The organism is Rhodobacter capsulatus (genome assembly GCF_052363185.1).
In the GTDB taxonomy this organism is placed as follows: Bacteria; Pseudomonadota; Alphaproteobacteria; order Rhodobacterales; family Rhodobacteraceae; genus Rhodobacter; species Rhodobacter capsulatus_E.
Genome location: NZ_CP198955.1, coordinates 3634418 through 3648553 on the forward strand (window position 1 = coordinate 3634418; position 14136 = coordinate 3648553).

The following is a 14136-nucleotide window of genomic DNA, read 5'->3' on the forward strand; positions in this document are numbered from 1 at the left end:
GCCCCGATGACCCGGAAAGGCAGCTTCGCGCCGCTTCTCCGGGCCTTCCCCGTGGCCCGGACGTCGGCGGCGGCACTGATTGCGATGATGGCGAGCGGCTGCATGGAGGGGACCCCCTTCCCTGTCGGTCGCTCGGCCTTCTCGCCGGCGACGGCGGCTTTGGTCGCGGGCAAGCCCGGGACGACGGCCGAGACATCCGCGATCATCGCCAATCTGTCGGGCCGGGTTTCGGTTCTGCCGGCCTCGGGCGCCTATGCGCAGGTGGCCGAGGCGGTGCTGCGCGACGCCAAGGGCACCGCCAAGGCGGAGCTGCGCGTGGCACGGCTGACGGCGCAGGCGACCTCGAAGAACTGGCTGCCGCAGATCGGGCCCAGCCTCAGCCTGACGCGGCTGGGCGATCTGGCGGCCGAGCTGCTGATCAGCCAGGCGCTGTGGGACAATGGCGCGAAACGGGCCGAGCGCGAGGCGGCGGCGGCCGATGTCGAAGTGGCGGCGGTGTCGCTTTCGGCCGAGATGAACGACACCGTGGCCGAGGGGCTCAAGGCCTATGTCAATGCGCTGAAGGCCCGCGATCAGGCGGCGGTGGCGGATCGCTCTGCGGCGAAGCTGAATGATTTCAACGCGATCATGCAGATCCGCGTCGAAGGCGGGCTGTCGGACGGCACCGAGGCGCGGGTGCTGGCGCAAAAGCTCTCCGAGATGCGGGCGATGGCGCAGGCCGACCGCGACACCGCGGCGGCGGCGATGGCGCAGCTGCGCGCGATGACCGCGGCGCCGCTCGACGGGCTTGCGGGGATGAACGACCTGGCCCTGCCAGAGCCGCTGCCCGGGGCGCTGACGGTGACGAAATCGCGCGCCGAGGCGACGCGGGCCGAGGCCGAGGCGCGGATCCGCCGGGCCGGGCATCTGCCCAGGCTGGGCGCCGAGGCGCGGGTGGGCAGCACCGAGACCGATGTCGGGCTGACGGTCGGCATCGACCAGATGCTGGGCTTCGGCACCAAGGCGCAGCTCGAAGCGGTCGACGCCGCGCGCGAGGCGGCGGCGGCGCGGGTGGCGCGGGCCGAACAGGCCGACACGCAGGAGGTGGCGTCGCTGCGCGCGAAGATTGCCGCGCTTGAAGCCAAGGAAGCCCGCGACGGGGCCGTGGTGGCCGAAACCGGCGCCGGACTTGACATGTTCACCGAGCAATACCGGATGGGGCGGCGGTCGCTGATGGATCTGGTGAACATGTATGAAAGCTATGCGCAGATGGCCCATGCCCAGGCGGGTCTGAAATACGACATCGCGCTGATAAAGCTGGAAATCGCACGCAAACACGGGATATTGGTGGACGGCAGCAGTATCTGACAAGGTGTGGGGGGTTTGGCAGACCGGGTGATAGCCTTCGATCTGAACGCGGCCCGTGTCAGCGGGGCGTCCGAAGGTGTGTTGCCGAAAGCCGTCCCTGCCGCCTCCAGCGCGCCGCGCACCCCCCTGCGGGCCCGGGCGCGGGCGGAACTGGCCGCCGCCTATGCCGGGCTTCTGGGCGCGCAGGTGCCCGCCGCCGACATCCTGGAACAGATGCTTCTGGCCGTGGGCGAGGCCACCGCCGCCGTCACCGGCGCCGCTGCGGGCGAGGTTCAGCCCGAACATGTGGCCGCGGTGCTGCGCGTCGCGGGCATGACCGCGGGGGTCGAGGAGATCGACCGGCTCTCGCCCGGGCAATGGCCGGCGCTGGCGCAGATGACCTCGGGGCAGCTGGTGCTGGTGATCAAGCAGGAAGCCGACCTGCTGTTCGTCTATGACAAGACCTGCCCCGATCAGCGCGCCGAAGTGCCCTTGGCCGAATTCGCGCCGTTCTTTTCGGGCAGGATCATCCGAGCCCGCACCTCGTTGCGCCAGCTTGAAAGCCGCCACGCCCCCGAGACCACGCCCGAACATTGGTTCTGGGGCGCGTTCAAGGCGCAACGCCGCGCCTTTGTCGAAGTGGCGATGGGGTCGCTTTTTGCCAATATCCTGGCCGTCGCGGTCTCGATGTTCTCGATGCAGGTCTATGACCGCGTCATTCCGCACAAATCCGAGGCGACGCTCTGGGTGCTGGCGCTCGGCGCGCTGCTGGCGCTGGTTCTTGAAATGGCGCTGAAACTGGCGCGCTCGGGGCTGATGGATCTGGCCGGACGCAAGATCGAGCTGACGGTGCAAAGCCTGCTGATGGACCGGCTTTTGGGGATGAAGGCGGCGCCCGGGCGGCGCTCGCCCAGCCAGATCTTTTCCGCGATGCGGGAATTTTCCTCGGTGCGGGAATTCTTCACCGCCTCGACCATCGGCACGATTGCCGACATTCCCTTCATCTTCATCTTCCTGGCCCTTGTCGCCTCGATCGGCGGCAATCTGGTCTGGGTGCTGCTGGCGGGCGCCATCCTGATGGTGGTTCCCGGCTTCCTGATGCAGGGCAAGATGATGAAGATCACGCAATCGACGCAGGGGGCCTCGGCCCGGGCGGCGAAGCTGCTGCACGAGGCGATCTATGAACATGAAACCGTCGCCACCCAGCGCGGCGCCGATAGGTTCAAGCGGGTCTGGGAGGAGCTGACGACGCTTTCGGCGGTGAAATCCTCGGAAAGCCGCAAGCTGGCCTCGGCGCTGACCTATTGGGCGCAGATGGTGCAGCAGGCGACCTATGTGACCGCGGTGATGGTCGGCGCCTATATGGTCTTCGAGGGCGAATTCACCGTGGGCGCGATCATCGCCATCGGCCTTCTGACCTCGCGCACGCTGGCGCCGCTGACGCAGCTGGCGGGGACGATGGCGCGCTGGGCCAATGTGAAGGCCGCCCTGCAGGGGCTGGAGGAAATCGCCGGCGCCGATCAGGTGCAGGCCGCAAGCCGCAGCTATCTGCGCGCCGAGCGGATCGAGGGCGAATACGAGCTGCGCGGGCTGGAGTTCAAATACGACCCCGAAGCCGCGGCGACGGTGGACATTGCCGCGCTGCGGATTCCGCCGGGGCAGAGGGTCGCCATTCTGGGGGCGAACGGCTCGGGGAAATCGACGCTGCTGAAGCTGCTGGCCGGGGTTTACGAACCTTCGGGCGGGCGGATCTTGCTGGATGGCGTCGATCTGGGCCAGCTGCATCCGCGCGATCTGCGCCGCGCCGTCGGCTATCTGAGCCAAGATGTGCGGCTGTTCTCGGGCACGCTGCGCGACAACCTGAACCTGACGCAGCTCGAACGCGACGAGGACAGGCTTTACCGGGCGCTGGATTTTGCCGGGCTGGGGCCGTTCCTGCGCGGCCATCCGAAGGGGCTTGATCTGGAAATCCGCGACGGCGGCGAGGGGCTCTCGGTCGGGCAGCGCCAGTCGATCGGCTGGGCGCGGCTCTGGCTGCAGGACCCGACGGTGGTGATCCTGGACGAGCCCACCGCGGCGCTGGACACCACGCTCGAAACCACGCTGGTCAGCCGGTTGGAAACCTGGCTCGAGGGGCGCACGGCGATCATCGCCACACATCGGGTGCCGATCCTGGCGCTGACCGCCCGCACGCTGATCTTGCAAAACGGCCGGATGGCGGTCGATGGCCCCCGCGATGCGGTGCTGGCGCATCTGACCAAGGCGAAATCCGGGGGCCCGAAATGAGCACCGTCGATCCCGCGGCGGTCGAGACGGCGGCGCGGCGGATGAGCTGGACGATCTGGCTGATCGGCCTGACGATCCTGATCTTTCTGCTTTGGGCGGCCTTTGCCTCGGTCGATCAGATCGTGCGCGGCCCGGGCGAAATCGTCTCTTCCTCGAAGCCGCAGATCATCCAGAACCTGGAAGGCGGCATTCTGGCGGAGCTGAACGTGTCCGAGGGCGACGAGGTCGCGCCGGGCACGGTGCTGGGGCGGCTGCATGCCACCTCCTTCACCACGCAGGTGGATGATCTGCGCGCGCAGATCGCGGCGCTGGAAATCCGGCAGCTGCGGCTTGAGGCCGAGATGAACGGGCTCGATGAATTCGTGGCCAGCGAGGACCAGGAGCTTCTGGTCCCCGAGATCGTGAAATCGGAAAGCGCGCTTCTGCGGGCGCGGCTGAGCGATTTTGCCTCGCGCCGGAAGGGGGCGGCGGCGATCCTGAAACAGGCCAAGGCCGAGCGCGACATGCTGGAAACCATGTTCGAGCGCGATGTGGCGCCGCTGATCGAGGTGACCAAGGCGCGCAAGGCCTTTTCCGATGCCGAGGCGCAGCTGAACGACATCGTCACCAAGGCGGAGCTGGAACGCGCCTCGGACTATTCCGAGACGCTGGAAAAGCTGGGCACGCTGCGCCAACAGCTGAAGATGTCGGAAGACCAGCTGGCGCGGACCACGCTGACCTCGCCGATGCACGGGATCGTCAACAAGCTGTCGGTGACGACGATCGGCGGTGTCGTGCGGCCGGGCGAGGAGATCCTGGAAATCATTCCGCTGGATGAAGAACTGTTCATCGACGCCCGGATCGCGCCGAAGGACATTGCCAACGTGAAGCTGGGACAGGCGGCGACGATCAAGCTTTCGGCTTATGATTACACGATTTACGGCAGCCTGCAGGGCGCGGTGCATTTCGTTTCGGCCGACACGTTCAAGGACGAACAGAAGCCCGATGCCGAACCCTATTACAAGGTGACCTTGCGGGTCGATCTGGCGCAGCTGACCGAACGGCAGCGCAATCTGGAAATCCGGCCGGGGATGCAGGCGACGGTGGAGCTGCACACCGGGCAAAAGACCGTGCTGCACTATCTGCTCAAGCCGCTTTACAAATCGCGCGAGGCGCTGCGCGAGCCCTAACCGACGTTTTGCTTGGCGCCGTCGAATTCGAACAGCACCGCCGAGACGTCATCGGCCAGATTGTCCGAGGTCATGCGCTGCAATTCCCAATAGAGCGCATCCAGAAAGGCCGGGCCGCGCAAGAGATGCAGCCGCTTGAGCAGCATCGCCAGCCCGGCCTCGCCAAGCTGCGGCCGCCGCGGCGGCTCGGCCTCGGTGATGCCGTCCGAGCCAAGGAACAGCCGGTCCCCGGGCGCCAGTTTCGTGGTGATGGTTTCGTAACTTGCCCCCTCGATCAGCCCGACGGGCAGACCGCCATCGCCCAGAAACTCGACCGAGCCATCGGCGCGCAGCACCGCCGGATGCGGATGGCCCGCCTGCACCAGCGCCACCTTGCCGGAAATCAGGTCCACATCGGCATAGATCAGGGTGAAATAACTGTCGGTCTGCATTTCCTCGAGCACGAGGGTATTCATGTAGGCCGCCAGATCGGCCGGGTCGCGGCCGTCGTAAAAGCCGAATTCGGTCTGGATCAGCGCGATGTTCTGCTCGGGCGAGGTGCCCGACAGATAGCCCGCCAGCCGCGCCGTCATCAGCGCCGAGGTGATGCCATGCCCCGACACGTCGATGCCGTAAAGCCCGACGCGGCGGATGTTGATCGGAAAGAAGCCGACCAGATCGCCGCCGACATGGCCCGAGGGCCGCAGCGTCAGCGACACCTGCGCATTGCCGAAACTGCGGTGACGTTCCTTGACCAGAGATTGCTGCAGCTTGCGGGCCTCGACCAGATCGCGGTTGATCGAATCATAGAGTGACTGCAACTCGCCCAGCGCCGAGGAGAGCTGGCGGTTCTTCTCCTTCATCGCATGTTCCATGGTCAGGATGCGTTCGCCCGCGGTCAGCCGCGCCCGCAATTCGTCGCCGTTCACCGGTTTCGCCAGAAAATCATCGGCGCCGCTTTGCAACCCCTCGGCGACGTCATGCTTTTCCGTCTTCGAGGTGAGCAGGATGAAATAGCCATAGCCCTCGCGCGGCATGGCGCGGAACCTGTGGCAGAATTCGATCCCCGACATGCCCGGCATCATCCAGTCGGACAGCACGAAATCGGGCTCGACCCGGGTGCAGATTTCCAGCGCCTCTTCCGCCGTCCCCGCCTCCAGCACCTCGTATCCCGAGCGCGACAGCTGCGCGGACAGGATGCGACGTTGCATCTTGCTGTCGTCCACGACCAGCACCCGCCGCAATGCGGCGTCGGTCTGGGAAACGGAAGGCGGGTCTGGGCGGTCTGAAATCGGATCGGTCACGGGCTCACCGGAACTAAGCATGGCGCAGCTTCCGCGATCGACCTTAAGAACTGGTGAATCCCCGTAATCCTGTCGGGGGTTAAAGCTTCCGCAAGGAATGCGCCTTAGCCTTGGGCCGTGGTGAAGAAACGGGCTCCGTGGAGGGCAAGATGATTGATTGGGAACGGGTCGCCGAGCTGCGATCCGAAATCGGCGCCGATGGGTTCGCCGAAGTGCTGGAGCTGTTTCTCGACGAGGTCGAGAATGTGGTGATGAATCTGGGCCGCAAGCCGGAAAAGCTGGGCGACGAGCTGCATTTCCTCAAGGGCTCGGCTTGGAATCTGGGCTTTCGCGACTTCGGCGCGATCTGTCAGGACGGCGAACGCCGCTGCGCCGCGGGCAATGCCGCGACGGTGGATGTTGCCGCCGTGCTCGATTGCTACGGCCGCTCGAAGGCCATCTTCATGGGCCGGGTCGACGAATTCCTGTCTGCCGCCTGAGGCTCAGATCAGGAATTCGGCGATCGCGGAATCGTCGGTGATGTCGCGGTAGTCAAACCCCGCGGCATCCAGTTTCTGCGTCAGCGCATCGAAAGCGCCCGCCTGCTTCGTCTCGATGCCGATCAGCACCGAGCCGAAGTTGCGGGCGGATTTCTTCAGATATTCGAACCGCGCGATATCGTCCTCGGGGCCCAGCATCGACAGGAATTCGCGCAACGCCCCCGGGCGCTGCGGCATCCGCAGGATGAAATATTTCTTCAGACCGGAATAGCGCTGCGCCCGTTCCTTGACCTCGGGCAGGCGCTCGAAATCGAAATTTCCGCCCGAGGTCAGGCACACGACCGTCTTGCCGCGGATCTCCTCGGCCAGTTCGGGCAGCACGTTCAGCGCCAGCGCCCCGGCCGGTTCCAGCACGATGCCCTCGTGGTTCAGCATCTCCAGCATGGTGATGCAGATCCGGTCTTCCGGGGCACGCAAAATCTCTCCGGCGGCCACCCAGTCGAGCGCGGCGAGGGGCAGCGCCCCGATCCGGGCCACCGCAGCCCCGTCAACGAAGCTGTTGACATGTTTGAGCGTGACCGGTTCCCCCGCCGCCACCGCCGCGGTCAGGCTGGCCCCGCCCTGCGGCTCGACGAAACGATAGCGCGTCTGCGGCGCGGTGGCGCGCAGATAGCCCGTCACCCCCGCCGCCAGACCGCCGCCGCCCACCGGCAAGATCACCAGATCCGGCGCCCGGCCCAGCTGATCGAGGATCTCGACCCCCACCGAGGCCTGCCCCTCGATCACATTTGCATCGTCGAAGGGGGACAGAAAATGCGCCCCCGCCTCGGCACAGAAGTTCTGCGCCGCCGCCAGCGTCTGGTCGAAATAATCGCCGGTCAGCACGATCTCGACCGCATCGCCGCCAAAGGTGCGGGTCTTGTCGATCTTCTGCTGCGGCGTCGTCACCGGCATGAAGATCGTCCCGCGCACGCCGAAATGACGGCAGGCAAAGGCCACGCCCTGGGCATGGTTGCCCGCACTGGCACAGACGAATTGCCGGGCCCCGGGGGTGGTCTCCAGCAGCTTGCGCATCGCGGTGAAGGCGCCGCGCAGCTTGTAGCTGCGCACCGGGGTCAGGTCCTCGCGCTTGAGCCAGATCTCGGCCCCGTAGCGTTTGGACAGGAACTCGTTGCGCTGCAAGGGCGTCGGCTCGAAGAGCGTGCGCAGGGCGCGGGTGGCGGCAAGGGCGGCAAGGGCGAATTGGGTCATATGCCGATTAGACCCGTCCTTGCGCCCTTGGCAAGGACCGAGCGACAAGATCCCGCCCCGATCGACCGCGACCGGACACGAAACGGATTGTTTCCAAAATGAGGATTTGCGCAAAATTGTGGCCAAGAGCCACAGCTTTGCCACAATCCCGCCACCGCCACGACGGCAGGTTGCCGGACCTTCGGGTGATATCATCCGGAGGTTGTGCGGTGCGGATCGCGTTCACAGACCGTTTCGAGTCGGGCTTTGCCCTGCTCGACACGAATATCGAGCGGCTCGAGATCGCCGTCACGGTCTCGGGAACCTTCCTTTACAGTGCCACCGGACTCAATGGCGGCATCCTTGCTTGGCGGCTTGACGGCACCGCCCTGCCCCGCGTGGTGGACAGTTTCTACTTTCCCGGCAGCCTCGCCTCGATGGCGACGCTTGACCTGTCCTGGGCCACGTTCAACGGCCATAGCCGGGTGATCTTCGGCGTGACCCAGGGCGGCGATCTGCTGAGCAGCAATACCGCGGGCCCCGGCGATCTGGACCGGCAGACCACCATCCGGCTGGAGGATGCGCATTCGCCCTGGCTGCAAAACGGCCTTCTGACCGCAGAGCTGAGCGGCGGCGCCGACATGATCTATGTCGCCGATGCGATCAGCGGCGCGCTAAACGGCTATGCGATCGACGGCGACGGCATTCCGCGCTGGGTGTCGGAAACCGCCAGCCCCTCGGACGCGGCGGCGGGCGGGCAGGTGCTGCTGGAGCTGGTGACAGTCGGCGGGCGGGAATTCCTGCTGCGCGCCGATGGCGGTTTCGACGGTGTCGCCAGCTATCGCATCGGTGCGACGGGCACGCTGGTGCAGGCGGGCGGGCTGGGGGCGGCGAACGGGCTCGGGGTGAACGACCCCACCGCCATGGCGACGGTGCGGGCCTTCGGCAAGACCTTCGTGCTTCTGGGCGCGGGGGGCAGCGGCACGATTTCGGTGATGGAACTGACCGCGACGGGCAGCCTGCGCCCGACCGATCACCTGCTTGACACGCTTGACAGCCGCTTCGGCACGATCACCGCGCTTGAGGTCGTCACGGTCGCGGGCCGGGTCTTCGTGGTGGCGGGCGGTGGCGACGACGGGCTGAGCCTGTTCACCCTGCTGCCGGACGGGCGGCTCGTGCATCTGCAGACGCTGGTGCAGGGCGCCGGACTTGGCCTGCAGGACATCACCTCGGTTGCGATGACCGTGATGGGCGCCGAAATCCGGATCTTCGTCGCCTCGGGCACCGAAACCGGGCTGAGCCTGTTGCGCATCGACCTGGCCGATCTGGGCGTCACGGTGAACGGCGCCGCCACCGGCAGCCTGCAACGGCGCGGCGGCGCGGGGGATGACCTGCTGGTGGCCAACAGCACCGGCCGCGACACGCTGATGGGGCTCGATGGCGATGACGTGCTGGTTTCGGGTCCGGGCAGCACGGCGCTGTTCGGCGGCCGGGGCGACGACATCTTCGTGATCCGCACCTCGGCGAACCGGCAATATGTGATGGATTACAGCCCCGGCGACCGCATCGACCTGAGCGGCCTGCCGATGCTGCATTCGACCGCGCAGCTGACCGCCACCCCCACCGACCGCGGCATCCTGCTCAGCTATTTCGGCGCCGAGATCGAAATCGTGTCCAGCACCGGACGGCCGCTTTCCCTTCGCGACATCTGGGCGGGGCTGAGCTTCGGCCTGCCCGACCGGGTGATGATCCTGGGCGAGCTGGCGGGCGAGCGGATCGTGGCGACGGGCAGCGGCGGCCTGCTCGAAGGCACGATCGGCCGCGACACGCTGATTGGCGGCAGCGGCGCCGACACGATCCATGGCCGCGATTCCAGCGACCGGATCACCGGCAACGGCGGGCATGACGTGATCACCGGCGGCAGCGGCAATGACACGCTCCTCGGCAATGGCGGCAACGATTCCCTGAGCGGCGACGGCGGGGCGAACAGCCTCAATGGCGGCGGCGGCGACGACACGCTGGTCGGCGGCGACGAGGCAGACGATCTGAACGGCTGGGTCGGGGCCGATTCCCTTGTCGGCAATGGCGGCGATGACAGGCTGTCCGGCGGCGCCGGGGCCGACTGGCTTCTGGCCGGGGCGGGCAATGACCGGCTGAACGGCGGGCCCGACAATGATCTGCTGTCGGGCGGCGCCGGTGACGACTGGCTGGATGGCGCAACCGGAGAGGACACGCTGACCGGCGACGACGGCGATGACACGCTCAAGGGCGGCGCAGGCAATGACTGGATCACCGACAGCGCGGGCGCGAACCTGCTGGATGGCGGCAGCGGCGCCGACACGATTCTGGGCGGGGCGGGCGCCGACACGATCATCGGCGGCCCGGGCAATGCCAGCCTGGGCGATCTGGGCGACAGCCTCTCGGGTGGTGGCGGCGATGACCGGATCTGGGGCGGCGCCGGGGCCGACAGGCTTCTGGGCGGCGGCCGTCACGACCGGCTGATGGGCGGGGCCGGGGCCGATCTGCTGGACGGCGGCGGCGGCGATGACTGGCTGCGCGGCGATGGCGGCAATGACACGCTGATCGGCGGCGCGGGCAAGGACAGATTCGTGCATGACGGCGCCACCGCCCCGGGCACCGACTGGATCGACGACTATGCCGCCGACGACAGGCTGGTCTTCACCCGAAGCGCGGCCCGGATCGCCGATTTCGGCCTGCGCTGGGTCGATCTGGGGGGCGCGGACGACGTGCGCGACGTGCAGATCATCTACCGCCCCACCGGCGCGGCGATCTGGACCGTGATCGACGCGGAAAGCCTGCAGCGGCTCACGCTCGATATCGGGGCCGAGACGCATTACCTTCTGGTGTAAAGGCACAGGTGACTTTGCGCCGGGCAGTTGTTAAGCAAACGCGAAAATGATGCAACGAGGACCGCGATGCTCGTCGAAGACACGCCGCTTGCCGGTGTCAAACTGATCACCCCCCGCCGTTTCGGTGACCACCGGGGCTTCTTTTCCGAAAGCTACAGCGCCAAGGCGCTGGCCGAATACGGCATCGACACCGTTTTCGTGCAGGACAACCATTCGCTGTCGATGACCGCAGGCACGATCCGCGGCCTGCATTTCCAGAACCCGCCGCATGCCCAGGACAAGCTGGTGCGCTGCGGCAGGGGCTGCCTGTTCGATGTGACGGTGGATATCCGCAAGGGCAGTCCGACCTATGGCCAATGGTTCGGCGCCGAACTCAGCTTCGAGAACGGGCGCCAGATCCTGATCCCGAAGGGCTTCGCGCATGGCTTCGTCACCCGCGCGCCGGAGACCGAGATCATCTACAAATGCTCGGATTATTATCACCCGGAAACCGAGGGGGCGCTGATCTGGAACGACCCCGATATCGGCATCGACTGGGGCATGGGCGATCTGGAGCCGGTGCTCTCGGCCAAGGATGCGGTGGCGGGCCGGATCGCCGATTTCGACAGCGCGTTCCACTGGAAAGGCTGAGGCAAAACTGCCGCGACTGCAATGGTCGGTTGTCCTTTGCAATCCCGGCAAGTAAGCCTGTTTCAAACCGGAAGAAATGGAATTTGCCATGAAGATTCTCGTGACGGGAGGGGCGGGGTTCATCGGCTCCGCGGTTGTGCGTCTGGCGGTCGCGCGCGGACATGCCGTCGTCAATGTCGATGCCCTGACCTATGCCGCCTGCCTCGACAATGTCGCCTCGGTCGCCACCTCGCCGCTTTACGCTTTTGAGCAGGCCGACATCCGCGACGGCGCGGCGATTGCGGCGATCCTCGACCGCCATCAGCCCGATGCGGTGATGCATCTGGCCGCCGAAAGCCATGTCGACCGGTCGATCGACGGGCCGGGCGTCTTCATCGAGACGAATGTGATGGGCACCTATCAGATGCTGCAGGCCGCCCGGCAGTATTGGGAAAACCGCGGCCGCCCCGAGGGGTTCCGCTTCCATCACATCTCCACCGACGAGGTTTTCGGGTCCTTGCCGCGTGACCCTTCGGTCAAGTTCACCGAAGACACGCCCTATGATCCGCGCAGCCCCTATTCGGCCTCGAAGGCGGGCTCTGATCATCTGGTCCGCGCCTGGCACGAGACCTATGGCCTGCCCGTGGTGCTGACCAATTGCTCGAACAATTACGGGCCGTTCCATTTCCCGGAAAAGCTGATCCCGGTGATCATCCTGAATGCGCTCGCGGGCAAGGCGCTGCCGATCTACGGCGACGGCTCGAACATCCGCGACTGGCTTTATGTCGAGGATCACGCCGATGCGCTTCTGACCGTGGTCGAAAAGGGCGCGGTCGGGCGCAGCTACAACATCGGCGGCGAGAACGAGCGCACGAACCTTGAACTGGTGCGCACCCTTTGCGCCATTCTCGACCGCAAGCGGCCGAAGGCCTCGGGCAGCTATGCCGATCAGATCACCTTCGTCACCGACCGCCCCGGCCATGACGCGCGCTATGCGATCGACCCAAGCCGCATTCGCGCCGAACTGGGCTGGCGCCCCTCGGTAACGGTCGAGGAGGGGCTGGAACGGACGGTCGACTGGTATCTGGCCAATGAAAGCTGGTGGCGGGCGCTGCAGGGCCGCGACGGCGTCGGCCAGCGGCTGGGAAAGGCCTGAGGCATGCGCGCCCTCGTTTTCGGCAAATCCGGTCAGGTGGCACGGGAACTTGAACGGCTGCTGCCCGAGGCGCGGTTTCTGGACCGGGCGGCGGCCGATCTGTCCGACCCGGCAGCCTGTGCCCGGGCGATCCGCGACAGCGCGGCCGCGGTGGTGATCAACGCCGCCGCCTGGACCGCGGTGGACAAGGCCGAGACCGAGGAAGCCGCGGCGACGGTGATCAATGGCGAGGCCCCCGCGGCGATGGCCCGGGCGGCGGCGGAACGCGGCATTCCCTTCCTGCACATCTCGACCGATTACGTCTTTTCCGGTTCTGGCAGCGCGCCCTGGGTCGAGACCGATCCGGTGGCGCCGCCCAATGCCTATGGCCGCAGCAAGCTGGCCGGGGAACGGGGCGTGCAGGCGGCCGGGGGCGCTTGGGCGATCCTGCGCACCTCCTGGGTGTTTTCGGCGCATGGGGCGAATTTCGTCAAAACCATGCTGCGGCTGAGCGAGACCCGCGATGCGCTCTCGGTGGTCGAGGATCAGATCGGCGGCCCGACGCCTGCCGCCGACATCGCGGCGGCGCTGGTCGTGATGGCGCGGGCGATGGCGGCGGGGCAGCCGGGCGGCATCTATCATTTCGGCGGCAGCCCCTGGGTCAGCTGGGCCGATTTCGCCCGCGAGATCTTTGCGGCCTCCGGACGCAAGGTGGCGGTGACGGGCATTCCGACCAGCGCCTATCCGACGCCCGCGGTGCGGCCCTTGAACAGCCGGATGGACTGTTCGGCGCTGGCCCGCGATTTCGGCCTCGCGGCGCCGGACTGGAAAGCGGGATTGCAACGGGTGTTGCAGGATTTGGGGGTGTAAGATGACGGCACGCAAGGGCATCATTCTGGCCGGCGGGTCCGGCACGCGGCTTTACCCGATCACCATCGGCGTCTCGAAGCAGCTTCTGCCGATCTATGACAAGCCGATGATCTATTATCCGCTGTCGGTGCTGATGCTGGCGGGCATCCGCGAGATCGCGGTCATCACCACGCCGATCGACCAGGAGCAGTTCAAGCGCACGCTGGGCGACGGGTCGCAATGGGGCCTCAGCCTGACCTATATCGCGCAGCCCTCGCCCGACGGGCTGGCGCAGGCCTATATCCTGGCCGAGGAGTTTCTGGACGGTGCCCCCTCGGCGATGGTGCTGGGGGACAACATCTTTTTCGGCCATGGCCTGTCGTCGCTGCTGGCCGAGGCCGATGCCCATCCGGGCGGGGGCACCGTCTTCGGCTATCGCGTCGCCGATCCGGAACGCTATGGCGTGGTGGATTTCGACGCCGCGGGCAAGGTCCGCGCCATCATCGAGAAGCCGCCGGTGCCGCCGTCGAATTTCGCCGTGACCGGGCTTTATTTCCTGGATGGCAGCGCCCCACAACGGGCCCGCAAGGTCACCCCCTCGGCGCGGGGCGAGCTGGAAATCGTCACGCTTCTGGAAATGTATCTGGCCGAGGGCAGCCTGCGCGTCTGCACGATGGGCCGCGGCTATGCCTGGCTCGACACCGGCACCCATGGCAGCCTGCTGGATGCGGGCAATTTCGTGCGCACGCTGGAAAAACGGCAGGGCCTGCAGACCGGCAGCCCCGACGAGATCGCTTTTGAGCGCGGCTGGATCGATGCCGAGGGCCTGCGCGCCCGGGCGAAGCTCTTCGGCAAGAACGATTACGGCGATTACCTGCGCAAGCTGCTGGAAGGGTAAGG

General features: G+C 66.6%; 11 protein-coding genes. 9 read left to right on the forward strand and 2 right to left on the reverse strand.

Annotation, left to right across the window (positions count from 1 at the left end):
* Positions 1–6: 6 nt before the first annotated feature.
* From ACTTAG_RS17865 to ACTTAG_RS17875, 3 genes are all read left to right on the forward strand, one after another.
* Complete coding sequence (locus ACTTAG_RS17865; protein WP_444463529.1) at positions 7–1347, forward strand: TolC family protein; 1341 nt, start codon at positions 7–9, stop codon at positions 1345–1347.
* Between the two features lie 78 nt (positions 1348–1425).
* Positions 1426–3612, forward strand: a complete 2187-nt coding sequence (locus ACTTAG_RS17870; RefSeq protein WP_444465280.1) for an ATP-binding cassette domain-containing protein — start codon at positions 1426–1428, stop codon at positions 3610–3612.
* Positions 3609–4781, forward strand: a complete 1173-nt coding sequence (locus ACTTAG_RS17875) for an HlyD family type I secretion periplasmic adaptor subunit (protein ID WP_444463530.1) — start codon at positions 3609–3611, stop codon at positions 4779–4781. The genes ACTTAG_RS17870 and ACTTAG_RS17875 overlap by 4 nt, the downstream gene beginning before the upstream one ends.
* Here the strand turns inward: ACTTAG_RS17875 and ACTTAG_RS17880 are convergent.
* Positions 4778–6085 (reverse strand): PP2C family protein-serine/threonine phosphatase, encoded by a 1308-nt coding sequence (locus tag ACTTAG_RS17880; protein WP_444463531.1) that lies wholly within the window; start codon positions 6083–6085, stop codon positions 4778–4780. The two genes, ACTTAG_RS17875 and ACTTAG_RS17880, sit on opposite strands and share 4 nt — an antisense overlap.
* A 128-nt stretch (positions 6086–6213) precedes the next feature.
* Between ACTTAG_RS17880 and ACTTAG_RS17885 the strand changes: the two genes are divergently transcribed.
* Complete coding sequence (locus tag ACTTAG_RS17885) at positions 6214–6543, forward strand: Hpt domain-containing protein (protein ID WP_444463532.1); 330 nt, start codon at positions 6214–6216, stop codon at positions 6541–6543.
* A 3-nt stretch (positions 6544–6546) separates the two neighbouring features.
* Here the strand turns inward: ACTTAG_RS17885 and ilvA are convergent, their stop codons facing one another.
* Positions 6547–7794 (reverse strand): threonine ammonia-lyase IlvA, encoded by a 1248-nt coding sequence (gene ilvA, locus ACTTAG_RS17890; RefSeq protein WP_444463533.1) that lies wholly within the window; start codon positions 7792–7794, stop codon positions 6547–6549.
* Between the two features lie 209 nt (positions 7795–8003).
* On the opposite strand from ilvA, the gene ACTTAG_RS17895 reads away from it, so the two are divergent.
* From ACTTAG_RS17895 to rfbA, 5 genes are all read left to right on the forward strand, one after another.
* Positions 8004–10643 (forward strand): calcium-binding protein, encoded by a 2640-nt coding sequence (locus tag ACTTAG_RS17895; protein WP_444463534.1) that lies wholly within the window; start codon positions 8004–8006, stop codon positions 10641–10643.
* 66 nt (positions 10644–10709) lie between these two features.
* Complete coding sequence (gene rfbC, locus ACTTAG_RS17900; protein ID WP_444463535.1) at positions 10710–11273, forward strand: dTDP-4-dehydrorhamnose 3,5-epimerase; 564 nt, start codon at positions 10710–10712, stop codon at positions 11271–11273.
* Between the two features lie 88 nt (positions 11274–11361).
* Positions 11362–12408, forward strand: coding sequence for a dTDP-glucose 4,6-dehydratase (gene rfbB, locus ACTTAG_RS17905; protein WP_444463536.1), 1047 nt, complete (start codon positions 11362–11364; stop codon positions 12406–12408).
* A gap of 3 nt (positions 12409–12411) precedes the next feature.
* Entirely contained in the window at positions 12412–13257 is an 846-nt protein-coding gene (gene rfbD / locus ACTTAG_RS17910; RefSeq protein WP_444463537.1) for a dTDP-4-dehydrorhamnose reductase, read from the forward strand.
* 1 nt (position 13258) lies between these two features.
* The gene (gene rfbA / locus ACTTAG_RS17915) at positions 13259–14134 is read left to right on the forward strand and encodes a glucose-1-phosphate thymidylyltransferase RfbA (protein ID WP_444463538.1); all 876 of its coding nucleotides are present in this window, start codon (positions 13259–13261) and stop codon (positions 14132–14134) included.
* The last annotated feature ends 2 nt before the right edge of the window (positions 14135–14136 follow it).

Coding starts and splice junctions, on each gene's coding strand:
- ACTTAG_RS17865 (WP_444463529.1), top strand. CDS start 7: ATGACCCGGAAAGGCAGCTTCGCGCCGCTTCTCCGGGCCTTCCCCGTG.
- rfbA (WP_444463538.1), top strand. CDS start 13,259: ATGACGGCACGCAAGGGCATCATTCTGGCCGGCGGGTCCGGCACGCGG.
- ACTTAG_RS17880 (WP_444463531.1), bottom strand. CDS start 6,085: ATGCTTAGTTCCGGTGAGCCCGTGACCGATCCGATTTCAGACCGCCCA.
- ACTTAG_RS17875 (WP_444463530.1), top strand. CDS start 3,609: ATGAGCACCGTCGATCCCGCGGCGGTCGAGACGGCGGCGCGGCGGATG.
- rfbC (WP_444463535.1), top strand. CDS start 10,710: ATGCTCGTCGAAGACACGCCGCTTGCCGGTGTCAAACTGATCACCCCC.
- ACTTAG_RS17885 (WP_444463532.1), top strand. CDS start 6,214: ATGATTGATTGGGAACGGGTCGCCGAGCTGCGATCCGAAATCGGCGCC.
- rfbB (WP_444463536.1), top strand. CDS start 11,362: ATGAAGATTCTCGTGACGGGAGGGGCGGGGTTCATCGGCTCCGCGGTT.
- ilvA (WP_444463533.1), bottom strand. CDS start 7,794: ATGACCCAATTCGCCCTTGCCGCCCTTGCCGCCACCCGCGCCCTGCGC.
- rfbD (WP_444463537.1), top strand. CDS start 12,412: ATGCGCGCCCTCGTTTTCGGCAAATCCGGTCAGGTGGCACGGGAACTT.